Raw genomic sequence first — 23,658 nt, forward strand, 5'->3', positions numbered from 1 at the left:
TCGAATATCGCTAACTGATAATATTGCTGTTCCCTTCCAATCTTTTCGTTTTTGAAGTAACCTTAGCTAACGTATTTTCAACTTGTTCTAATGCATTCGCAGCATTTTCCGTTTGATATGCTAAGCTTTCACTAAATTCCTCCATAGCAATTCTTGCGTTATGAATAGAAACAGTTGGATTTTTAACTATATCTACCGATTTTTCCTTCATATTAGTTAGTTTATGCTTCGTATAGTTTCTTGTATCCCAGTCAAATAATGCGGCAATGCCACCTGCTGCCGCACCAATTGCAATACTTGTGATTAAACGCTTTTTTCCCATGAGTAACGCTCCTTTACATGCTATGTTTTTGTTTAATATGTGACAGTAAATTAGAACAACCTTCCAACACTAACTCATATGTGTAATCAAAGTCTCCCGTATAATATGGATCAGGGACGTTATTTTCCTTTGCTTCCTCAACAAAATCCATTAACTTTGCTATGACAATATTACTTTCTTGTGGATTTAGTTTTCGTAGGTCTTTTATATTTTGGTCATCCATTGCAATAATATAATCAAAATCGTCCCAGTCATTTTTGGAAACCTGTCTTGCTTTTATACCTTTATAGGATATTTTCTCTCTATCAAGCACTTCTCTCGTACCTGAATGCGGAGGTTCCCCAGTATGCCAATTCCCTGTCCCACTAGAATCTACTCTTATTTTGTCTTGTAAATTATTTTTAACCACCAAATCACGAAACACTGCTTCCGCCATAGGAGAGCGGCATATATTACCAAGACAAACGAACAATACTTGTATCATATAATCCACAACCTTTTTACCTTTATTATAATCCAACAATTGATATCCATAAAACGAGTTGTAATTTTTATTGAATCTTCTAAATATTATATCTATAATAGGACAAAAGGGAGGGAGATTCATGGATAAAATCATTGATCAAATTAGTAGTTTTGTCTGGGGACCGCCAATACTTATTTTGATAGTTGGAACCGGTATTTATTTAACATTACGTTTAGGTTTTCTGCAGTTTCGCGCGCTCCCCTATGCACTCAGGCTGGCATTCAGCCCCAAGAGACAGGATAAAGCATCAAAAGGTGATATCAGTCATTACGAGGCTTTAACAACCGCTATGGCCGCAACGATTGGTACAGGGAATATTGTAGGGGTTGCTACTGCTGTTGTATTAGGTGGACCTGGTGCTGTCTTTTGGATGTGGGCTACAGCTCTATTTGGGATGGCAACAAAATACGCAGAAGCAATTTTAGCTGTTAAATACCGAGTAGAAAACAGCAAAGGTGAAATGTCTGGTGGACCAATGTATTACTTAGAAAAAGGTTTAAATGCTAAGTGGCTCGGAATTCTCTTCGCTATCTTCGGAGCAATTGCTGCATTTGGAATTGGGAATATGGTTCAGTCTAATTCAGTATCGGATGCATTGGAAAGTTCTTTTAGTATTCCTACATGGGTAACTGGAATTACGTTAACGGTTTTAGCAGGGTTGGTTATCCTAGGTGGAATTAAAAGCATTGGAAAAGTTACGGCTTTTTTTGTACCAATAATGGCTTTATTTTATGTACTGGGTGGACTAGTTATTATTGTGATGAACTTTGATATTGTCCCTTCTGCAATTGGATTAATCTTTACAGATGCCTTCACAGGTAGTGCCGTTACAGGTGGTATACTTGGTACTGTCATTCGTTACGGGGTAGCACGAGGGGTATTCTCTAATGAAGCTGGTCTTGGATCAGCACCTATTGCTGCAGCTGCAGCCAAAACGGATTACCCTGGTCGACAAGCTTTAGTTTCTATGACTCAAGTTTTTATCGATACGATTATTGTATGTTCTATCACTGGAATCACGATTGTAATGGCTGACTTAGCAGGCAGTGGCTTAGAGGGTGGGCCATTAACATCCGCTTCCTTTGCATTATTCCTTGGAGAGACAGGTGAATTTATCGTCACAATTGGAATTGTACTATTTGCCTTCTCTACACTTGTCGGTTGGGCTTACTATGGGGAAAAGTGCTTTTCATACTTATTTAATGACAAAGCAGTTCCAATCTACCGTGCGATATTCGTAGCTGCCATCTTCTTAGGTGCCGTACAATCACTCGATCTTGTATGGGGTATCTCAGACATCATGAACGCATTGATGGCAGTTCCGAACTTAATTGGGATATTAGGGCTTTCTGGTGTCGTTGTATATGAGACGAAGAAATTCCTGGAAGTTGCAAAGAAGGAAAAGGAGCAAGAACGACTCGGAAAAGCATCCTAATCACGTTTCTAATCAATATTGCGATGGGGCAGTTCCCCTAACAAGGGAATTGTCCCTTTTTACTATCTATAAACCTAGCTTTCCAATAATATTCCTAATTTTCTTAATGCCTCACAGGCCTCTTCAATCTGCACTTCTTCTTCTGCCTCGATTGTATGTAAATGTACCCCTTCTGTTAATTTAGATAAGAGTGTTGCACCTGTGCTATTTAATTTTTTTAAAAATTCTTTCGCTTCTCGTCTATTTTTAATCATTAGTGACCCTGTCAGATCACCATATATTGGGTGTTCTACCATGACATTTCGTACGGTTACACCATAATCAACAAGTGTAAAAAGCTCATCTGCAGTTTGTTCCACAGTATGCTTTACAACGATAGTACGTCTCACATGCCCCAAATTATTATTCTCTTTCAAATAAACATATCCCCTTGCAGTTGCCATAATCGGTTCACCTGTCGCCTTTAATAGAGAGATATCTTGAACAATTACTTGCCTGCTTACTTTTGTCCGCTCTGACAGTTCCTTACCTGTAATAGGTTCCTGATTATTTATTAACCATTCTAAGATTAAGCTTCTTCTTTTATCACCTAAAATTTTATTTGTTTCTCCTTTCACTTTACAACCCTCCGTATAATATTTCTTCTGTATTACACAATAACGTTACAGCTTTTTATCTATTATACCCTACGACTACATTTATGTAATTTGAAAAAATAGTGACGAAAAAACAATTGCTTTTTCTTTTTCAGTGTGTAAATATATGTGTAAAGACACCTGTAAAAAAATGTTACATAACAGGTATATTTCGCATTGCTCGCCACTTGCATACTAGAGCTGATAAGAACTTTTTTCTTTCCTGTTCGCGAACAAAATCTACTAACTTATCAAATGAAGGAGATGGACTATGAAACGTTTTTGGGGATTCTTAATTGTTTTTATAATCATATTAGCCTACATTATCCCGTATACAATTCTATCGGAATTACATTCATGGCAAGGTAGTTTTCTTTTTTGGACAATAACCGGTATTGTAATTATCATTGCTAATGTTATGGCAACAAGGGATTGGAGTGAATAATCATGAATACAAGCTACGTCATTTGGGGAATTATTATTTACACTATTGTGGCTTCTATCATTGCCTTATTATCTAGAAAAGGCAACCTTTCTGGAATGAGTGGATATTTTATCGGAAATCGGAAAATGAATGGTTTCTTATCCGCACTTAGTTACAGCGCTACGACTTATAGTGCTTTTATGATGGTAGGACTAGCTGGCCTTACCTATCAAGGTGGTGTAGGTGCACTTGGATTCGAAATTGTTTATTTTACTGGAGTATCGTTAATTCTAATTTTCGGCCCAAGATTTTGGTTAGCAGGAAAGAAAAATGGTTATGTAACGCCTTCTGAAATGCTTGGTGATCGTTATCAAAGTAAAGCAGTAGCTGCGTCAATTGCTATAATGAGCTGTGTATTCTTAATTCCTTATAGTGCTGTTCAGTTAGCCGGAGTAGGTTATCTATTAGCGGGAATGACAGATAATGCTATACCGTTTTCTGCAGGTGTCATTATCGCTATTGTGTTAGCTTTATTTTTCTCCTATACTGCAGGAATTAAGTCTGTTGTTTGGACAGATTCTCTACAAGCAATTTTCATGATTATTACGTCAACGATAGTCGTTATTCTGATTGTTAATTCACTTGGTGGATTTAATCAGTTCTTTGAAAATATCGAGACAACCAAACCTGAAATGTTAGCCGTACCTGGCAATGGCTATTTTAACTTTTTAACTTTCTTAGGGTTAACAATTCCTTGGTTTTTCTTTAGCATTTCTAACCCACAGGTGAGTCAGCGTTTATTTATGCCTAATTCATTCAAGGGGTTACGACAAATGTTAATCGGATTTCTTGTTTTTGGACTGATTTATACGTTGGTATCTGTTCTTTGGGGATTCTCAGCTATGCAACTGTTCCCTGATTTGGAGAAAGCCGACTTAGCTACCCCAAGTCTACTATCGTCTGATATCATTCCTCCATTATTAGGGATATTTGTTATGGTTGGAATTCTTGCTGCAGCAGTTTCGACGATAGATTCGATTATGCTTACACTTTCTTCTATGTTCGCACGAGATGTCTATGGAAATATCAAAAGCCGACCAGACGATGCTAAACAGTTAAAAGTTGGTAAGATCGTTATTCCTTTTATCGGGGTATTGGCTTATGCTTTTGCAGAGCTAGAGCTGAACTTAATTGCCGTATTATCAGTTGCCGCCTCCTCTGGATTAATTGTGGTCGTCCCCGCTACGATCGGAACTTTCTTCTGGAAACGCGGTACTGCTGCAGGAGTAATCTCTAGTGTCGTCATAAGTTCGATTATCGTTCTAATCCTAGAGGCCACAGGCACAAAGTTATTTAATTTAGGGGCTGGCATTTGGGGATTAATCCTTTCAACTGTACTTTTTATTGGAATAAGCCTGGTAACATCTGCACCGAAAGAAAAAGCAGAAGAGTTTGTCAACCTCATGAAAGAGCATCGAAAAGCAAAACAAGCTTAATATGTGTTAGAAAAGTCCTTGAACCCTATATCGTTCAAGGACTCTTTATGTAAAGATAATAAGTTGACATAATGTTTTGCGAGGACTCCCTAAGCTTTAGCGAATTCCTCTATATCTTTAGTATTTCTCCCTAAATCAATATATTAATCCGCTAATGGTGCAATACAAGATTCATCATTATTTTTAGCGATATTCACATAGCTTGATACGTTATATGCAGTTAGTTCTTCTGGCTGCAATTGATAAAGAAATTCTTGGGCTTCGATCGGCTTTAATGTTTCCGGTGTAATCCATTGATCTTCGGATGCTTTTGGAAGAATTATCGGCATACGATGATGGATGTCTTGCATAAATGAATTTGCTTCACGTGTTAGGATGGTACATGTAAATAGACTTTTCCCTTCATGATTCCACTTGTCCCATAAACCAGCAAAGGCAAACAATTTTCGATTAGCAAGATGAATTCGCTTTGGCTGCTTACCATTTTCCGAAACCTGCCATTCGTAAAAACTATCCGCTACAACTAAACATCGCTTTCGGGCCATCAATTTTTTAAAACTAGGTTTTTCATGTGCTGACTCACTTCTGGCATTAATCATCTTATAACCAATCTTCTCATCATTTGCCCATGATGGAACAAGTCCCCAACGTAGGTGGCCCGCACGCTTTTCATTCCCATCATGTATAATCGCCAAAACATCTTGACCTGGTGCAATATTATAACTAGGATGATAATTCTCGATTCCTCGTTCAATCCCAAACTCCTCCAGTATTTCGAGTTCGTCAGCAAGCAAGGTATATCTTCCACACATACAAATCCTCCGTTCAACACTATTAAAATATACTCAAATCCCACTGGGAAGCAATGTGTTTCAGAAGTTTGATTCCTGCGATGCTATTGCCTCTTGCTTCTAAAGCGGGACCATAGACACCAATACCACAACCCTCCATAAACGGAAAATCCCCTTGCCTAACTCTTGGTGGGGCAACAGCGACAATACCTCCAGAAACACCGCTTTTTGCTGGAATGCCTACATAGGTAGCAAATTTTCCTGAGGCATCATACATCCCACATGTTAGCATTAACGCTTTTGCTATCCGAGCGATTTGTCGAGGAATAATTTCTTCATCGTTATTCGGATCCTGTCCATCATTCGCAAGAATTAACCCAATTTGTGCTAAATCGGCAACCTTTATTTCTATTGAACACTGTTTGAAATATGTTTCTAGTGTCACTTCGAGATCCGATTCTAAAAATCCAGTCTCGAGCAAATAGTACCCTATAGCTCTATTACGGGCAGAAGTCTCGTCTTCAGACCGGAAAACTTCCTCATTAATCATTGGACGGTATCCAATCATTCTCTCTAATAGTGTTAGAATTGGTGAAAGTTTTTCATCTGGTGAATGACCAGTTAGCATAGAGGTTACGGTTAGTGCACCTGCATTAACAAAAGGGTTAAATGGTTTATTTAAGCTTTTCATCTCTAAGTGCATAATAGAATTAAAAGCTTCCCCAGTAGGCTCGACATCCACTCGGTCTAATACGTAACTAACCCCTCTTTCCATACATGCAACAATAAAACTGATAACCTTGGAGATACTTTGCAATGTAAAATGAATACCGACATCTCCCGAGGTAATATTAATTCCATTCTTACCATGAATAGCAATGCCCAAGTGCTTTGGATTTGCCTCTGCTAAAATGGGGATATAGGATGCCACTTCCCCTTCCTTCGCTGCTTTCCTGTAAAATGCAACCCAATCATCCACGTACTCCTGCAACCATTTTTTATCTGAACGTGTATTCCAATTGACAGTACCTTGAACCACTATAATTCACCTCACCCTTCAATTCATTGCCTTTATTTAGTATGTATCGTTACGGAATAAAAACAGTGGGCAATTTCTACCACACTGTTTTTTATCCAATCTTATTCTTATTCATTTCCTAATAAGTTCTTTTTCTTCATTTTTTTTCGCAAATGGTAATGCACTTTCCACTGTCTCTTGAAGCTTCTTGGCTAAATCTGCACTTTTTAACGGCTCATAGTCTTCTGGTAGAATTGGATCATGAATAACCATGCTAACCGAAGAGCCTTGTATTTTACCTTTTCCTTCCTCTAGCATTCGATATGTCCCATTAATCGTAACGGGAACAATTGGCACTTGAGCTTTAGTTGCTAGACGTAGACTACCAGGCTTAAATTCATGTAGTGATTCTCCGCGACTTCTAGTCCCTTCCGGAAAAACAACTAGTGAATAACCTTCCTTTAAATTCTCTATCCCTTGATTAATCGCCTTTATCGACTGCCTTCTATCTTCACGATCAATGAAAACACAATGGATTAAACTCATCCATTTTCTTATGATAGGTAATTTATTTATTTCTTTTTTAGCGATAAATCCCACTGGTTTCCCAAGATATCCCAAAAACGCTAAAATATCAAACAACCCCTGATGATTAGCTACATATAAAACGGCACCTTCAGGAATCTTTTCTCTACCTGTTACCTGAACAGTAGTTCCTGTACTTTTAATCACTTTTTCAGATACTTTCTGTGGTGTTTTAAATATCTCATAACGAACCGCACTCGTTGTTGGTCTTTGATATAATTTTTTAGCTTTTTGTAAACTAAACAAACTACCAATGATTAATATAACAGCATAAGTATAAATTCTAATAGACAATAACATGTTAGTTTCCCCCTACTTGTACATTATTATTATACTTCGAAAAGGAATTGGTTCAAGGAATATTCATCCAACCGTTTTTATCTTCGTTTTACATATGGGCGAGAAAGACTATTATACTTTCCTACCTGCAAAAAAGCATGAATAGCGATTAACTAATCGCTATTCATGCTTGGAATTAATTTTGACCAATAAACTGCTGGGTCCAAATAAAGTTATCCTTCGAAAATCCTACTCCAATATGAGTAAACTCAGGATTCAATATATTGGCTTTATGCCCCTCACTATCCATCCATGTCTGTACCACTTGCTCTGGTGTGGATTGTCCCTTGGCTATGTTTTCCCCAGCTGTTTGGTAGGATATCCCAAATTGATCCATCATGTCAAATGGGGTTCCATAGGTTGGACTAATATGGTCAAAATAATTATTTTTGGCCATATCCAGTGCTTTAGCCTTGGCAGTATCTGCTAATTTTGAATTCATTATTAGTGGTGATAATCCATGTTTTTTCCGCTCTTGATTAGTCAAATCAATAACACGTTGCTCAAAAGTCTTTTGACTTACGGAACTGTCTATCCGTTTAATAAATTGCTGTGTCCAATAATAGCCTTTTCCAATAAATCCAACACCAATATGAGTAAAGTCCGGATGAAGAATATTTTCTCTATGTCCTTTACTATCCATCCATGCCTTCACAACCTCTTCTGGTGTTGTCTGTCCTCTGGCAATATTCTCACCAGCGGAATAATAAATCACTCCAAATTCTTTTAACATATCGAAAGGTGAACCATAGGTAGGACTTACATGATCAAAATAGTTGTTAGAAGCCATATCCTTTGACTTCGCCCTAGCAACTTTAGCTACCTTCTCATCTAACTTTAAAGATTGTAAACCATGTTTTTTTCGTTCTATATTCGTTAAGCGAATTACCTCTTGTTCAAAAGCCTCTTGGTTTATATAGATCTTTTTCGATGGTTCTTCGACTTTGTTTCCCTTCTCGGGGACCTGACTATTCTTTTGATTTACTCTCGAAGATTCTATTGCATGAGATTCCTTTTTGATTTCCTTCTGCTTTCTTTCTTTTAACAATTCAAGATTTAGAGTACGCCAATCTATAGTAGAAAGTTGATTTTTTTCATTAAACATGCCAAGCTGGAAATAGTCGTCTAAAGTTAGAACTTCTTGTTTATAAAATGTATTATCGATAAAATAATAACGCAGGAATTCTCTATTTTCTGCATGGGCAAATCCCGGTATGACATAAAGTATGAATAAAAGGAATATTATTCCTAAGCGGATAATTTTCTGTTTCATTTGCAATACACTCCATTAAAACACCTATATTTTCTATGAATCGACATTTAACAAAATCATTATCTCACGATTAACCGCCAAAAGATTTTCCATTTTTATTACAATCGACAAAAAATGTAAAACAATTGAAACTTGAGTTTATCTCCGTTATATCTTATTTTAATATAGTAACGCTTTTATAAAATGAAACATTGCATATACAGCCAATAATTGTTAATAATGTTGTCTTGTTTGCAAATAATAAATTATATTGGCAATCTACACCCATAAATTTTTTGTCGAATTAGAACGTTATAACGTAATAAATTCGTCATTACTGGAGGAAGTTTACTATGTTTTCAAACGCAGAGATCGGAATTGATTTAGGAACTGCAAATATACTTATTTACGCAAAGAATAAAGGTATTATTTTAAATGAACCATCGGTTGTTGCAATCGATATTAATACAAAACAAGTTGTTGCTGTAGGAGCAGAAGCAAAGGAAATGATAGGTAAAACACCGAGAAATATTGTGCCAATTCGTCCCTTAAAAGACGGTGTTATTGCGGATTATGATATTACTGCACAAATGTTAAAGGCATTTTTAAAGAAGGTCAGTAAACAACTTGGTATGTCCATGAGAAAACCAATTGTGGTTGTATGTACACCTACTGGTAGTACAACCGTTGAAAGACGCGCCATCCATAATGCAGTAACAAGCTATGGAGCAAAACAAGTTCATTTAATTGAAGAGCCAGTAGCTGCAGCTATCGGAGCTGATTTACCTGTTGACGAGCCCATCGCAAACGTTATCGTTGATATTGGTGGAGGTACTGCTGAGATTGGAATTATATCTCTTGGTGGAGTCGTTTCTTCTAGCTCTGTTCGAGTTGGTGGGGATAAGATGGACGATGAAATTATCCAATATATCCGTAAGAAATATAATATTTTAATTGGGGAAAGAACAGCCGAAAATGTAAAAATGGAAATCGCTTATGCTCATCCAAATCATAAAGAGGAATTTATGGATATCCGTGGCCGTGATATGGTCACTGGTTTACCAAAGACTGTTGAGATTTCATCTAAAGAAGTTTATGCTGCAATTAAAGAATCATTAGAACAAATTCTACAAGCAATTCGAGTGACACTGGAGAATTGTCCTCCAGAATTAAGTGGAGATATTGTTGACCACGGTATCGTGATCACTGGTGGAGGAGCTTTATTAAAAGGTATGCAAGAATGGTTAGCACATGAATTATCCGTGCCAGTTCTACTTGCATCCAACCCATTAGAATCAGTTGCGGTAGGTACCGGAAAAGCGATAAAAATGATATCTAAATTAGAAAAAGCTGCGAAATAGTTAAAAGGAGTTCATTAGTGAACTCCTTTTTTATGTGGAGCTATAGTTTGGTATTTGGAATTCATGTTTGCAATCTCAGGGACTATGTTCTCGGCGCGTGAGACTATATTTCTCGGCGCTCAAGAAAAAGCTTTCCTCCCGCTTCATATCTCCATTGCCTCAAAATTACCATAAAACCCATTTACATATTTTTCTGAATATAATAAACTAAATGTAAGAGTCATGCTTAAACGTTTGCCACGTTATATCACATGACCTTTCCATGTATTCTATTATTTAACCTTACTGCCTAGCTTGTTCACAGCTCAATTTCTGATCTGTTTCAACAAGCCCTAAGCCAGTTCATGATGGATTACAGCTATCTTGCTGTATTCATTTTGAATTGGCTTTTTTAATGCCCACGAAAGGAGTGTAGTCGTGTCAGAAGCCTTAAAAAATGTTCGAATTCTTGACTTAACTCGGGTTCTTGCAGGTCCTTATTGCACCATGATTCTCGGCGATCTTGGAGCGGAAATTATCAAAGTAGAAGCTCCCGGTGGTAGTGATGAAACTAGAAAATGGGGCCCGCCTTTTCAACATGATGTTAGTGCTTATTATCTTTGTGCAAATCGAAACAAAAAGAGTATTACTATTGATTTAAAAACTACGGAAGGAATTCAAACCATTTACGAGTTAGTAAAAGAGTCTGATGTAATCATTCATAACTTTAAAACGGGCACTATGGAAAGGTTTGGAATTGGCTATGATGACCTTTCGAAAGTAAATCCTAGAATTGTTTACTGCTCCATTACAGGATTTGGAGAAAGTGGTCCTTATAAAGATTTACCTGGTTATGACTTTATCATCCAAGCTATGAGTGGATTAATGAGCATTACCGGTGATGAAAGTTCTGGACCGCAAAAAGTTGGAATCGCCATCACGGATATCTTAACAGGTTTATACGCTGTAATCGGTATCCAAGCTGCATTATTAGAGAGAACCCAATCTGGTAAAGGACAAAGCTTAGACCTTTCTTTATATGATACAGCAGTTAGTGCGCTTATCAACATTGGAAGTAATTATTTAATGTCTAGAAAGATACCAACTAGGCTCGGGAATCACCATGCCAATATTGTTCCATATCAAACCTTCCAGACGATGGACAGCGAGATGGTGATTGCCATTGGAAATGACAATCAGTTTAGAGCATTTTGTACTATTTTAGGAAAAAGTCAATATAGTGAGGATGAGCGTTTTAAAACAAACCCTGCACGTGTGAAGAATCGGGACATATTGGTCCCATTAATTCAAGACATTCTAATTACAAAACCTACTAGCTACTGGTTAGATAAATGCCATGGGACCAATATTCCTTGTGGGCCAATTCAAAACCTTCAAGAGGTTACAGAAGACCCACAATTACTTGCTAGAGATATGTTCTGGGAAATGGAACATCCAACAGCGGGACTCATCAAAATGATTGGAAGTCCTTTAAAATTTTCCCGAACCCCTGTCACGTTACGGCACCATCCACCTAATGCAGGTGAACATAACGATGAAATTTTGCAAAACTATAAAACTAATTTGGAAAAATAGGAGTGGTAAACATGAATTTTAACTTTACAGAGGAACAAAATATGTTGCGTGAAACGGTGAGAAGTTTTGTCGATAAAGAAATTATGCCAAATATTGCGGATTGGGATCGTGACGGACAGTTTGATCCAACTATTTACAAAAGATTAGCAGAGCTTGGTCTCATGGGAGTGTGTATTCCAGAAGAATATGGTGGGAGTGGTATGGATTATAATTCCCTAGCAATCGTATGTGAGGAATTAGAACGTGGGGATACCGCTTTCCGTACAGCCGTTTCTGTTCATACAGGCCTAAACTCTATGACTTTATTACAATGGGGTACTGACGAACAAAAACAAAAGTATCTTACCCCACAGGCTAAAGGTGAAAAAATTGGTGCTTTTGGCTTAACTGAACCAGGAGCGGGTTCAGACGTAGCATCCCTACAATCTACCGCAATGAAAGATGGGGATTATTATATTTTAAATGGGCAAAAGACTTGGATTTCACTATGTGATGTTGCCGATCATTTCTTAGTATTTGCATACACTGACAAATCGAAGAAGCATCACGGGATTTCTGCCTTTATTGTGGAAAGAACATGGGACGGATTTAGCTCCAAAGCCATTAAAGGAAAGCATGGAATTCGCTCTGGTAATACTGGGGAGCTATTCTTCGATAATGTTAAGGTTCCCGCAGAAAACTTACTAGGCGAAGAAGGAGAAGGTTTTAAAATTGCAATGTCTGCACTTGACAATGGCCGCTTCACCGTCGCAGCAGGTGCAGTAGGCCAAATCATGGCTTGCCTTGAATCAAGCGTCAAATATTGCCATGAACGCGAAACATTTGGAAAACCGATTGGGCAGCATCAATTGGTACAACAAATGATTGCCAAAATGGAAGCTGGATTACAAATGAGCCGTTTACTTGTATATCGTGCTGGAGAATTAAAAAATGAGGGGAAACGAAACACAAGAGAAACTTCTTTAGCCAAGTGGCAAGCATGTGATTTTGCCAACCAAGCTGCAGATGACGCCATGCAAATACATGGAGCGTACGGTTATTCAGACGAGTACCCAGTTGAGCGATACTTACGTAATTCAAAAGCACCAGTTATTTATGAAGGAACAAGAGAAATCCACACCATCATGCAGGCAGAGTATGTTCTCGGTTATCGTAAAGATAAACCTTTAAACAAAACATTACCAGCTTGGAATCCAGATAAAGAACTGGTGTAAAAATAAACTTCGAAACTCGTACCTGTAGATTGATAGAAATTTGCAGGTGCGATATGCTTATTAATAGAATCATCGGTTGTTACTGAAATGCTAAAGATGAGTGCATTTTAGCTAAAGTTTTGGTTTATATCGCTGAAGATGGTTGGGATTTCGCTAAACATCAGCGAGTCCTCACTAAAGACTATATTGACCATCAATGGTATTTACAGCAACAGCCAATTACTATATGGGGAGGATGGAGTATGATTTCTACATTAACAAAGAGTATTTACATTAATGGAGAATGGCGTGAAGTAGACAAGTCAAAAACTGAGACAGTATACAATCCTGCAACCCTAGAGCCAATAACAGAAGTAGCATATGGTGGTCAATCTGAAACAAAAGAAGCAATTGAAGCTGCCTCAAAGGCTTTCCCGATTTGGAGCGAAATGACAGGTAGACAGCGTTCTCGCGTTCTTTATAAAGCAGCTGAACTAATGCGTAAAGATGCAAAACGCTTAGGAGAAATTCTAACTATGGAGCAAGGAAAACCTTTACCAGAGGCCATTGGAGAAGTAAAAGGTGCGGCAGGATTTTTACTATGGTATGCGGAGGAAGCTTCCCGTGGATATGGAGAATGGATTCCATCTTCTGTTAAAACCAAACGAATGTTAGTTATTCCAAAACCAATTGGCGTAGTAGGTGCCATTACACCTTGGAACTTTCCATCGTCCATGATTACACGAAAATTAGGTCCAGCTCTAGCTGCAGGATGTACTGCTGTGTTAAAACCATCTCCAGAGACTCCGCTATCAGCTATTGAGATTGTAAAGATTTTTGAAGAAGCAGGTATGCCTCCAGGTGTTGTAAATCTCGTAACTGGAGATGCACAAGCTATTGGACAAGAAATGCTAACGAATAAAGAGGTAAAGCTTATTACATTTACCGGCTCAACTGCCGTTGGAAAATACTTAATGCGTGAAGCTGCCGATCAAGTAAAAAAGGTTTCTCTTGAACTTGGTGGTCATGCACCAATCATCGCATTTGAGGATGCAGATTTGGATAAGGCAACAACACTATCTTTAGCAAGTAAATTCCGTAATAACGGGCAAACGTGTATTTGTGCAAATCGCCTGTATGTCCATGAATCCATTGCCGATGAATTCACTGCTTTATTAAAAGAAAAGCTTGAGAAGATGAAAGTTGGCTACGGAATGGATGAAGGTGTGGAGCTTGGTCCACTAATTAGTGATCAAGCCCGCCAAAAGGTTGAGGCACATCTAAATGATGCATTAGAAAAAGGCGCGGAAATTGTGGCTGGAGGAAATAAATGGGATGGTGAGTTAAAAGGATATTTCTGTCCGCCGACTATCGTCAAAAATGCAACAGATGATATGAAGGTAATGCGTGAAGAAACCTTTGGCCCACTCTTCCCTATCCAAACTTTTACGGACGAAGCAGAAGTAATTAAAAAAGCCAACGATACAGACTATGGCTTAGCTGCTTATATTTTCACTGAAAATACTAGCCGTACTTTACGAGTGGCAGAAAAACTAGATTACGGAATGATTGGTGTTAACGACGTATTCCCGTCTGTTCCAGAAGCACCATTCGGTGGTATTAAGCAATCTGGTAGTGGTGGTAAAGAAGGCGGTCATCATGGAATGGATGAGTTTTTAGAGAAGAAATTAGTTTCGATTGCGATTGATTAAAAAATAAAGAATCGGTATTAGCAACTGCTAGTACCGATTCTTTATCTTTCCCCTCTATTCCTTAACAAATAGCACGAAATACTTTTAATATGGATTCCTAAAACTATAGCGAATACAAACTTCAAAGAAAGGGGCTATAGTTATTACTAACCTATTATTCTATTGTCTCTTTCACAAATCTCGCATATTCCTCCTCTTCCTCGGAAAACGGATTATGATTACTCTCTTCAAATATCATTAGATTGGCTTCCGGAATCAGTTCTGCAATTTCAACACCAAACCTCATCGGGCATTGAGAATCATATTTCCCCGCATAGATATAACTTGGTATGTTAATTTGCTTTATTTCTTCTCGAATATCATAAGTTGGATATTCTACTTTTCTGAAATAATCTAGTCTGGGACCCACAGTTTTCCCACTATTGGGCTTATTCAAGGCTTCTTGTAACTTCTCCTCTGAATGATATGACATCAGCGCCCATTCATATCCTAATTTCCTTCTAGTCTCAATAGGTGTACTAGCATTTTCTAGTAATTTCATAATCTCTACGATTCTATTAAAATTTGGGTTTTTGCGGCAATAGATAGAATCAGGGTCTGCACCATATTCATAACTTGCAGCCGCACCACCAGCAATTATCTTAGTTAGAGAATTCGGGGCAAGTATGGCATATTTTAATGCCAGCATACCACCCGTTGAATGCCCTGCAAAACCCCATTTTCGAAATCCAAGAGCCTCCCGTATAGCTTCCAAGTCTAAGACGGCTTCATCCATACTGTATTCGCTCTCTGTCTTCACCTGAGCTGAGTTACCTGCTCCCTTCAAATTAATGAGGTATACAGAGTAATGCTCTGTGAAAGGATTTGCGAAGGAATTACCCCTCTCATCATAAGCGCTATAATGATGGGTTACCGCTAATGGCTCACCCACCCCGTTCACGAAAAGCTCAAATACTCCTCTGCTTGTTTCCACTAATCTTTTCTGCCACATAACTGTCCCTCATCTCTTTATAATGCTTTGAATAAGAAGATACCTAGACTTATCATCGCAATGGCTTGGCACGCTACAGCTGTATATTTGGATTGTTTCGCAACTCTTGCCTCCCCGTTCTGCAAGTTCTCTATAAATGATAATTTGAAATAATAGCTTAATGTAAAAAATACTACAAGGATGATTATTAGCATTGCTCTCTCCTTAAATGCCTTTTTAGGCTTTATTCACTATATTTAATTTGCTTAAAAAATCTTCAATAATTGGTCTCTCTGGTGGATTAAGATTCGCAGGAAGCTCGTCCAATTCATAGAATTTTAATTCTGCAACCTCATGCTCGTCTACTATTATCTCGCCATGATAGTCTCGACAAACATATGCTGTAATAACATTGTATACCTCATCCCCATGTGGGTATTTGTAATAAAATTCTTCTCCGGAATAGATATTAAGTAAATCTAATCCATTAGCCATAAGTCCCGTTTCTTCAAATAACTCTCTTCTAGCCACCTGTTCTAACGTTTCACCTGGTTCCATAGCACCACCTGCTAGCCCCCAGCAATGATTATCTTGCCGTAATTGTAGTAGAATTCTACTCCTTGAATCGATTACTAAAACACAAGCACCAACCATAATAATAGGCTGTGTTCCGATTACTTTTCTCAAATCCATGATGTATCCCATATTTTCCCCCCACGCTAGTCTAGACTAATTAATAGCTTCTCTATTTCCTCTGCAAACTTCATTTGCACCTGGACAATTCGTGTATATTTTTCTATTGCCGCCCGATCTATATTCTGTACTTTTAACTTCAGTAATTTAGGCACTTCCCATGCACTTCTAAACGCCACGCCCGTAGCAAATCCATATCGAGCATATCTTTCATCACCATTCCAACCCGCTTCTCTAAGCCCCTGCAAATAATGATTAAATAAATGCCCTTGATATTCCCACGCTTTTTTAACAGGAATATCCTCCTGACTCATGGCAACACCAAATAATTTCCCCAAATCCTCACCTATGGCTGAATTACTCATATATTGCCAATCTATTAAAATCAATTCTCTCTTTTCATCTTTGCTTCTGATATACATGTTTTGCTGACTCATATCTTGATGAGAAAGCGTTCTTGGAAGTGTATGTAATGCACGGAGATATTTTTTCTCTTGTTGTCTTAGCGATGTATATTTTTTCATGATTGTATCCAAATCGATGTCGTTGCCTTTCAAGCTTGGGTAAAAATCATCAGGATTCACTGCATATTGATCACAACCTTTTACCCATGACTGTAACCAATTCTGACAAACCCACTCATGATTTGGCAGAGAGAATGTATCTGTTGTATAAGCACCATGAAACCTCCCTAATTGATGGGCAATAAATGAAAAATCATCTAATGACCATTTTCCATTATTATCTTCTTTCACTTCTTCCATCCAAATCCAGACTTCCGTTTCCGACTTCTCCTCCACCATGTAACACTCCGGCACCTGAATAGAATTGGGAATATGGTTTAATAAGCCAGATTGAAATACTAATCCTTCTCGCTTCCAATAATTATGGTGCTGAGGATGGTTCATTTCTTCCGCTTCTGGTTGAATAATCTTCAACACTAAGGACCAAGGTATTCCCTTATCCCCTTTCGTAGCAGTACCATGAAGCCGATAAATTCCTTCTGTAGTAAAGTTCGATTTCCTGACTGCTAATGGCTCTACTTGCCAATTTGCTACGGTTACATTTCTTTCCTTCAACGCACTTCTAACACAATGATGTAGTACGCTATGGTTAATTTCCCAGGTCGTTTCCATTGTTGACTCCATTACATTTCCCTCCTTTCAATACTAAAAGGCAGTTAATGAAGTACTCTTATCATTATCCTCCGTGATAATAGCAATATTTTTGTAGCCAGAATCCATTGTTTTACGATATAAATGATTGATGATATCTAGTTCCTTTGCATATATTCTTACAAAGGACGAATCGACAACAAGCAGGACAAATTGACATTCACTTAATAAAAATTCCTCAAAGGTCGTAATATCAATCATGGTATCTTCATTCGGAAATGCTTTTAAATCAACAAAAATCAGGTATTGATCGCCTTGTAACACGAGATCATACAGTTCATCACCAGCTAATTTAGTAGTTTGAAAGAGTGGAGTTCCTAGTTGACCCTGTTCAATTACATAAGATTCAACCGGATCAATCTTCCATATGTATTCCTTCAAAGGTAGGTCATGTAAAATATCGTGTAAAAACGTCCCATATGTATTGGGTATTTCAAAGGAGATTCCTCTTACCACTCTCTCTCCTCCCTTAAAGTAAGCCAATTCCCTATCTCCTGAAAGAACGTTTCGTTCTTCCATAAACGTAATGTTTGTACCTCACCTATCCGTCGAACAAAATCCTGAAATAGACAATCCGCTATATAGTATCCAAGTCTTGAATATCCAAAAGTTTCCCCACCATTAATAGAGAACCATTCTTTAAAAATCTCCTGGTTCGGTTTACCACGTTGTAAATCCAGAGTAAATTTCTCTATGATCTCTTGAACATTATTTCTTGCAAATTCTAACCACTCATTTTCACCATATTTATAGGAAAAATAGATAGATTCCTCTAAATCGGGAATAATTTTTCTAGAAAAATGTGTTGCTGCACCTTCTTGTAAAAGCCAAGTAAATGGATGGTTCCACTGAACACTTTTCCAATCCATGTTATGATTATTAGAGATAATATTATGAGCGGCATGGCCAAATTCATGAGCAATTAAGACTTGTAAAGGATCCTCTTCATAGGTAACACGTTCTAAAGCAAAGGTTATATCCGGTATGATTTTGTGATTAGTATATCCGTTTGAGCCATACGCACCTACAATCAAATTCACAGAGATTGGGAAATCTAAATCATAAAGGCTCTTATAGCGTTGGACAACCTTCACCACTAGACTACCAATCTTTTCTTGTACCTTTTCAATAGATGGCCAATCATTTGAGTATTTTACGAGCGCTTGATTAAGCCTTTCGTTGCTATTTTTGCAATGGAATTGAAAATAAAAGTCAAAGATAGATGGGTACTTTTGATAATACTCTCGCAAACTATCTAATGTACAATTTGTCGGAAATGCTTCTAGTGTATTTAATATTTGCATTTCATTCTCCTTTTACGTCTTCCGAATCATTACCTTAGCTTCTTTATTCTCTTCATGGTCCCATTCCACATGAATCTCGAAAGTTCCTTCACGAAAAAAGTAAGGTATTCTTCTCCGAATGGAATGTTGCATAGGTAGTTCATCTAATTTATCGATATCCACCCATGCTGCATTTCCTTCAAGACCGTCCTCAATCGATTCTCCTGAAAAATCCTGTGTGATGTAATTAAATATAATATACCGGTCTTTCGCAACCGGGTTTACATACTCATATAGTATTTTAAGTTGTAAGTTACTAACCTCTAATCCTGTTTCCTCTTTTACTTCCCGAATAGCAGCATCAACGAAGCTTTCCGGAAATTCCACCTTACCACCTGGTGGAATAAAACCTGTGAAATCGTCATGCTGTCTATCGAGTAAAAGAACCTTATTACCATCCTGAATCATACATACTGTCCAAAATTTGTAGTTGATTGTATCCATTATCTGATCACCTAGTTTTGTATTGTATACTATTATTCTATCAAAAATTCAGAATTATTATTAGACAAAAAAGAATAACGTATAATCTCCTATTAAACCGTTCTATTTTAGTTATCTTTACTCATTAATAATCCACTAAACTAGTGTTACAATTAATATTAATATAGGCTATATTGCCAATCATTCAAACAGTTTGTGTAGTATTTGTTCAAAGAAAATTATTAAAGGGGATGAGTTCCTTAACTGGCATAAAAATATACGTCCCTTTAGTAATTGTTATGCTTATAATTGCTAAGGGCAATACAACATTATTTCATATATTAAATCTCTTTAGTCTTCTTATATCCATATTAGGACAAAGGCACTTAGAAAAGAGAATAAATAAAAAGAAAAAGGAAGATTAGCACTTAGTGTTAATCTTCCTTTTATATTGAAAAACAATTAGCATTTGCACACCTAATCCGTTAGTCTCCTATGCGCTTAACTACTTCCTTTTTTCTTTTCTAAATACAAATTATACTGTTTATATAAATCTCTCACAGCAGATATAATTGCATTTCCTGCCTTGCCCATGTAATGTTCTCTTATGGCATGGATTGGCTCTTCACAGCCGTCCTGCAAACTATAACCTCTTAGTAAGTGTTGTACGAAGTCACGACCATGCTCGGTTGCTAATGTGCAGCTTGCCGCTACGATAACACCATATTTACGATCAATCTCTGCTGTTATGGTTAATGTCTCATACATATTCTGAGCTGCCATCCCAGAAGGTAATCTAGCATGCCCGGCTATAAAAATCGTATTCATATTAATCCACTACTCCTTTAACAAAGCCTCTAAATCCTAGCCTTCTAGATACGATAGACGCTGTTTCTTCTGTTTTGACTTTAATATCTACTAAATTATTTCCTTCGAAATAGGTAGACAATCCACTTACAGTAAGTGCTGCAATAACTCGGTTCCGATAATCATAAATTGGGTAAGAAATACCAATCGTATTTTCATCTTGTTCCCCGATGCTATACGAATATCCCTCCATTCTAATTCTCTCGAGCTCCTCTATGAACTTACCACGGTCAATGCCATGAACCGCCTCTGCTTGTAATAAAATCTCTTCTTGTTCGTCATTAGATAAATGTGCTAACAGTAATTTTGGACCAGATCCAATATACAGAGGTGAATTTTTTCCAATCCTTGTATACAATCGAATCGCTTTCCTACTTTCTACCTTTTCAATATATGTTGCCTCATGATGATTTTTAATGACAAGGTGTACCGCTTCCTGAATATCGTGTGCTAGGCGTTCCATATATGGATATGCAATTTTCCTAACCTCTAATCGATCTGACACTAACTGACCTAGTTCCAATAGCTTTAATCCTAATCGATATCGACTATCGTGTTCATTATCTTTAAGCTTGTATACATAATTCATAGATTCCAGAGCAGATAACATACGATATGCTGTTGGCTTAGGTAACTTAGAGCGCTCAGATATTTCTTTTAACGTTAATTCATCATTATCTTCATCAAATAAATTTAGTAGACTAAGTGCCTTTTTTACACTTTGGTTCATCTTCATTCTCCTTGCTTATAGAAAAAGGCCCCTCCGCTTTACGCAGAGGGATAACCTTTTAGCCTAAAATCTTAGAATTTTGCGTTACTTCGGATTCTATGATGTTGACGCCGCGTTTCGCCATTTCTTCGATGTATACCTCGCCCGGAACAATTTGCTCTGGTGGCAGTACACCTCTCTTAGTTATAACGCCTTTCCCAATTAATTGGGCTACAACAGATATGGTGTTAGCAGTAGCTCTTGCCATAGCTGTCACATTATTCTCCCGATCCTTAAACGTAGCCATCTCATATTGGTACGTTGTTGGCTCTCCGTCCTTCACTCCTGACACTACAACACGAAGTAACACAGCATCATCCCGGTCACCTAATTCGACAATGGGATCGAGTACTTTTAACAGAACCTCTCTCGGTTTGATAGACTGACCATTTAATTCGACTTCATAGTCATTTCGCGTTAAATTCAAATCAACCAGGAGCTTGAATTTTTCCGCATGACCTGGAAAACGAATGGTTTTATATTCTAGTGTTTCCAGATGTGGGTACGAGAAAGATAATGTTGACGTGCCACCAGATGTATGGAAAGCCTCTAGTGGGCCAAATTTTTCAAAATATAGGCGTTCCACTTCGGATAGCGATGGGACTTCCTGCTTCATCCCATTACGGATAATAAGCGACGGATCCGTATAATGGTCAAATAACCCTTCCATCGAGAATACATGATAATACTCTAATGGTGGTTCCGGTTTAACAGGAATTCCACCTACATATAGTTTAAGAGATTTTAATTCATCTAACTTACTTGCTCCATAACCGGACAAAATATTAATCATTCCTGGTGCTACCCCGAGGTCTGGGATAATCGTGACATTGGCAACTTCTGCATCCTCATCTAGTTCTAATACTTTATCCGTGATGTGTCCAATGTGCCCTCCTAAGTCAACTGAGCTAACCCCAACTTGAATAGCTGTTTTTGCGACAATCTCATTAAATGAATAAAATAACGCATTGATGATGACGTCATACTGACGCATAAATGCTGCTAGTTCTTTCTCATCGGAGGCATTGACTTGATGTGCTGATAGTTTTGGAGAATCTAGTTGGTCTACTACTTTTTGTGCCCGATCAATATCAATATCAGCTAAGCCAATTGCTTCTACTCCCTCACTTGACACTAGGTCACGTGCTGCTTCTTTTCCCATTAACCCTGATCCTAATACTCCTATTTTCATCCAATCACTCCTTTTCTTGTCAACCAATTGTTTTACTCTACATCTATTTGTGCTCGTTGTAATTTCCCACTAAAGTCTACATAAACAGATTTCCACTCTGTATATACATCTAAAGCCTGAATTCCAGAATCACGATGGCCGTTACCTGTACCCTTTGTTCCTCCAAATGGCAAGTGAATCTCTGCCCCTGTAGTCCCTGCGTTAACATAGACAATACCTGTATCTAAATCACGTTGTGCTTTAAACACACGGTTTACATCTCTTGTGAAGATTGAACTAGATAGTCCGAATGTGACGCCATTATTCACTTCAATAGCTTCTTCAAAACTCTTAACCGGAATTAGCGAAACCACCGGGCCAAAGATTTCCTCTTGTGCAATTCTCATTGAGGCTGTTGCATCAGTAAATAGGGTTGGTGCGAAATAATTTCCATTAGCTAGATCTCCATCTGTTAATTCATAGCCACCAGCAAGAAGCTTTGCCCCTTCTCCCTTTCCAATTTCAATATACTTCTTGATTTTTTCAATACCTGGCTTATTAATAATTGGACCAACTCGATTAGAAGTATCTAACCCATTACCAATCGTTAACTTTTCCATCGCCGCTAATAGGCGCTCTTCTAGTGCCGTTTTTACATTTTCATGAACAATCACTCTACTACAAGCAGTACAACGTTGGCCACTAGTTCCAAATGCACTCCAAAGAATTCCCTCTACTGCTAAATCAAGGTCAGCATCTTCCATTACAATAACGGCATTTTTTCCGCCCATCTCTAGTGATACCTTCTTTAGCTGTCGTCCACATTCTGCTGCTATGTTACGTCCTACCTCATTAGAACCTGTAAAGGAAATAACGCGAATATCATCGTGATTTACCATCGCATTTCCTACCTCAGTACCACTACCAAATACAACATTAATAACGCCTTTCGGTAGCCCTGCCTCTTCAAATACTCTTGCTAGTTCATAAGCCATAATAGGGGTTTCCGTTGCAGGCTTCCAAACAACTGCATTACCCGCAACAATAGCCGGGAACGACTTCCAAGTTGCTATTGCAATGGGAAAGTTCCATGGCGTAATAATTCCCACTACACCAATTGGAGCACGAACACTCATGGCAAATTTATCTTTTAACTCCGCGGGAGTTGTTTGACCAAATAGGCGTCTACCTTCCCCAGCCATGTAAAAAGCCATATCAATTCCTTCTTGCACTTCTCCTCGAGCTTCCTCAATTACCTTTCCATTCTCCATCGTTAAGAGCTGCGCTAATTCTTCTTTTCTTTCTTTCAAAATATAACCAACTCGATATAGTACTTCTGCACGTTGAGGTGCAGGAACTAAAGCCCACTCTTTTTGGGCACTCTTTGCTGCTTCAACCGCTTTATTTACACTGGCTGAATCGGATAAAGGTACATCCAAAATCGTTTCACCTGTTGCTGGATTGATAACTGGGGCAGTCTTCTCTACATCGATCCATTCCCCATTAATAAAGTTTGCTAGTTTTTTTGTTTTCACTTCTACCATTTTCTATTTCCTCCTTTAATAGTCTCTACGTATTACTCC

General features: G+C 37.9%; 25 protein-coding genes. 7 read left to right on the forward strand and 18 right to left on the reverse strand.

The window, feature by feature from the left end; all coding sequences use genetic code 11:
- Positions 1 to 10: 10 nt before the first annotated feature.
- Both G5W_RS0112795 and G5W_RS0112800 read right to left on the reverse strand, forming a co-directional pair.
- Positions 11 to 322 carry a hypothetical protein gene (locus G5W_RS0112795; protein ID WP_010097221.1) on the reverse strand — a complete coding sequence of 104 codons (312 nt, stop codon included), beginning with the start codon at positions 320 to 322 and terminating at the stop codon, positions 11 to 13.
- A gap of 13 nt (positions 323 to 335) precedes the next feature.
- Entirely contained in the window at positions 336 to 806 is a 471-nt protein-coding gene (locus tag G5W_RS0112800; protein WP_010097223.1) for a low molecular weight protein-tyrosine-phosphatase, read from the reverse strand.
- 121 nt (positions 807 to 927) lie between these two features.
- Here G5W_RS0112800 and G5W_RS0112805 point away from each other — a divergent pair, with 121 nt between their 5' ends.
- Positions 928 to 2,283: an alanine/glycine:cation symporter family protein gene (locus G5W_RS0112805; protein WP_010097225.1), complete on the forward strand. Its 1,356-nt coding sequence runs from the start codon at positions 928 to 930 to the stop codon at positions 2,281 to 2,283.
- A 74-nt stretch (positions 2,284 to 2,357) separates the two neighbouring features.
- On the opposite strand, the gene G5W_RS0112810 is transcribed toward G5W_RS0112805, so the two are convergent.
- The gene (locus G5W_RS0112810) at positions 2,358 to 2,900 is read right to left on the reverse strand and encodes a transcription repressor NadR (protein ID WP_010097227.1); all 543 of its coding nucleotides are present in this window, start codon (positions 2,898 to 2,900) and stop codon (positions 2,358 to 2,360) included.
- A 289-nt stretch (positions 2,901 to 3,189) separates the two neighbouring features.
- On the opposite strand from G5W_RS0112810, the gene G5W_RS23975 reads away from it, so the two are divergent.
- Both G5W_RS23975 and G5W_RS0112820 read left to right on the forward strand, forming a co-directional pair.
- Positions 3,190 to 3,363, forward strand: coding sequence for a hypothetical protein (locus G5W_RS23975; protein WP_010097229.1), 174 nt, complete (start codon positions 3,190 to 3,192; stop codon positions 3,361 to 3,363).
- A 2-nt stretch (positions 3,364 to 3,365) separates the two neighbouring features.
- A complete protein-coding gene (locus G5W_RS0112820) occupies positions 3,366 to 4,838 on the forward strand; it encodes a sodium:solute symporter family protein (RefSeq protein ID WP_010097231.1) in 1,473 nt (490 codons plus the stop codon).
- A 143-nt stretch (positions 4,839 to 4,981) separates the two neighbouring features.
- Here G5W_RS0112820 and G5W_RS0112825 read toward each other — a convergent pair whose 3' ends face one another.
- The 4 genes from G5W_RS0112825 to G5W_RS24895 all read right to left on the reverse strand — a co-directional run bounded on the left by G5W_RS0112825 (position 4,982) and on the right by G5W_RS24895 (position 8,844).
- Complete coding sequence (locus tag G5W_RS0112825; RefSeq protein ID WP_010097233.1) at positions 4,982 to 5,650, reverse strand: SOS response-associated peptidase; 669 nt, start codon at positions 5,648 to 5,650, stop codon at positions 4,982 to 4,984.
- A 22-nt stretch (positions 5,651 to 5,672) separates the two neighbouring features.
- A complete protein-coding gene (locus tag G5W_RS0112830) occupies positions 5,673 to 6,668 on the reverse strand; it encodes a glutaminase (protein WP_010097235.1) in 996 nt (331 codons plus the stop codon).
- A gap of 111 nt (positions 6,669 to 6,779) precedes the next feature.
- A complete protein-coding gene (locus G5W_RS0112835; protein WP_010097237.1) occupies positions 6,780 to 7,532 on the reverse strand; it encodes a lysophospholipid acyltransferase family protein in 753 nt (250 codons plus the stop codon).
- A 175-nt stretch (positions 7,533 to 7,707) separates the two neighbouring features.
- A complete protein-coding gene (locus G5W_RS24895) occupies positions 7,708 to 8,844 on the reverse strand; it encodes a CAP domain-containing protein (RefSeq protein ID WP_010097239.1) in 1,137 nt (378 codons plus the stop codon).
- Positions 8,845 to 9,176: 332 nt separating this feature from the next.
- On the opposite strand from G5W_RS24895, the gene mreBH reads away from it, so the two are divergent.
- The 4 genes from mreBH (at position 9,177) to G5W_RS0112860 (ending at position 14,664) form a co-directional block, all read left to right on the forward strand.
- Positions 9,177 to 10,184, forward strand: a complete 1,008-nt coding sequence (gene mreBH / locus G5W_RS0112845; protein ID WP_010097241.1) for a rod-share determining protein MreBH — start codon at positions 9,177 to 9,179, stop codon at positions 10,182 to 10,184.
- Between the two features lie 417 nt (positions 10,185 to 10,601).
- Complete coding sequence (locus tag G5W_RS0112850; RefSeq protein ID WP_010097243.1) at positions 10,602 to 11,759, forward strand: CaiB/BaiF CoA transferase family protein; 1,158 nt, start codon at positions 10,602 to 10,604, stop codon at positions 11,757 to 11,759.
- A gap of 11 nt (positions 11,760 to 11,770) precedes the next feature.
- Complete coding sequence (locus tag G5W_RS0112855; RefSeq protein ID WP_010097245.1) at positions 11,771 to 12,973, forward strand: acyl-CoA dehydrogenase family protein; 1,203 nt, start codon at positions 11,771 to 11,773, stop codon at positions 12,971 to 12,973.
- A gap of 242 nt (positions 12,974 to 13,215) precedes the next feature.
- The gene (locus tag G5W_RS0112860) at positions 13,216 to 14,664 is read left to right on the forward strand and encodes an NAD-dependent succinate-semialdehyde dehydrogenase (protein ID WP_010097247.1); all 1,449 of its coding nucleotides are present in this window, start codon (positions 13,216 to 13,218) and stop codon (positions 14,662 to 14,664) included.
- A 154-nt stretch (positions 14,665 to 14,818) separates the two neighbouring features.
- Here the strand turns inward: G5W_RS0112860 and G5W_RS0112865 are convergent, their stop codons facing one another.
- From G5W_RS0112865 to G5W_RS0112915, 11 genes are all read right to left on the reverse strand, one after another.
- A complete protein-coding gene (locus G5W_RS0112865; protein WP_010097249.1) occupies positions 14,819 to 15,655 on the reverse strand; it encodes an alpha/beta fold hydrolase in 837 nt (278 codons plus the stop codon).
- 17 nt (positions 15,656 to 15,672) lie between these two features.
- Positions 15,673 to 15,849, reverse strand: a complete 177-nt coding sequence (locus G5W_RS23790; protein ID WP_010097250.1) for a hypothetical protein — start codon at positions 15,847 to 15,849, stop codon at positions 15,673 to 15,675.
- Positions 15,850 to 15,871: 22 nt separating this feature from the next.
- Positions 15,872 to 16,339: an NUDIX hydrolase gene (locus G5W_RS0112875; RefSeq protein ID WP_010097251.1), complete on the reverse strand. Its 468-nt coding sequence runs from the start codon at positions 16,337 to 16,339 to the stop codon at positions 15,872 to 15,874.
- A gap of 14 nt (positions 16,340 to 16,353) precedes the next feature.
- Positions 16,354 to 17,475, reverse strand: a complete 1,122-nt coding sequence (locus G5W_RS0112880; RefSeq protein ID WP_010097252.1) for a protein kinase family protein — start codon at positions 17,473 to 17,475, stop codon at positions 16,354 to 16,356.
- Between the two features lie 21 nt (positions 17,476 to 17,496).
- A complete protein-coding gene (locus tag G5W_RS0112885) occupies positions 17,497 to 17,958 on the reverse strand; it encodes a DUF2691 family protein (RefSeq protein WP_010097253.1) in 462 nt (153 codons plus the stop codon).
- A complete protein-coding gene (locus G5W_RS0112890) occupies positions 17,952 to 18,806 on the reverse strand; it encodes a DUF5700 domain-containing putative Zn-dependent protease (protein ID WP_010097254.1) in 855 nt (284 codons plus the stop codon). The genes G5W_RS0112885 and G5W_RS0112890 overlap by 7 nt, the downstream gene beginning before the upstream one ends.
- Before the next feature lie 12 nt (positions 18,807 to 18,818).
- Positions 18,819 to 19,289: an 8-oxo-dGTP diphosphatase gene (locus tag G5W_RS0112895; RefSeq protein WP_010097256.1), complete on the reverse strand. Its 471-nt coding sequence runs from the start codon at positions 19,287 to 19,289 to the stop codon at positions 18,819 to 18,821.
- A gap of 480 nt (positions 19,290 to 19,769) precedes the next feature.
- A complete protein-coding gene (locus tag G5W_RS0112900; protein ID WP_010097257.1) occupies positions 19,770 to 20,096 on the reverse strand; it encodes a DUF3870 domain-containing protein in 327 nt (108 codons plus the stop codon).
- A gap of 1 nt (position 20,097) precedes the next feature.
- Positions 20,098 to 20,865 (reverse strand): IclR family transcriptional regulator, encoded by a 768-nt coding sequence (locus G5W_RS0112905; RefSeq protein WP_010097258.1) that lies wholly within the window; start codon positions 20,863 to 20,865, stop codon positions 20,098 to 20,100.
- A 58-nt stretch (positions 20,866 to 20,923) separates the two neighbouring features.
- On the reverse strand, positions 20,924 to 22,096 hold the full coding sequence (locus G5W_RS0112910; RefSeq protein ID WP_010097259.1) for a saccharopine dehydrogenase family protein: 1,173 nt from the start codon (positions 22,094 to 22,096) through the stop codon (positions 20,924 to 20,926).
- Positions 22,097 to 22,128: 32 nt separating this feature from the next.
- A complete protein-coding gene (locus G5W_RS0112915; RefSeq protein WP_010097260.1) occupies positions 22,129 to 23,619 on the reverse strand; it encodes an aldehyde dehydrogenase family protein in 1,491 nt (496 codons plus the stop codon).
- Positions 23,620 to 23,658 lie beyond the last annotated feature (39 nt).

This window comes from Ornithinibacillus scapharcae TW25 (assembly GCF_000190475.1).
Lineage (GTDB): Bacteria > Bacillota > Bacilli > Bacillales > Amphibacillaceae > Ornithinibacillus > Ornithinibacillus scapharcae.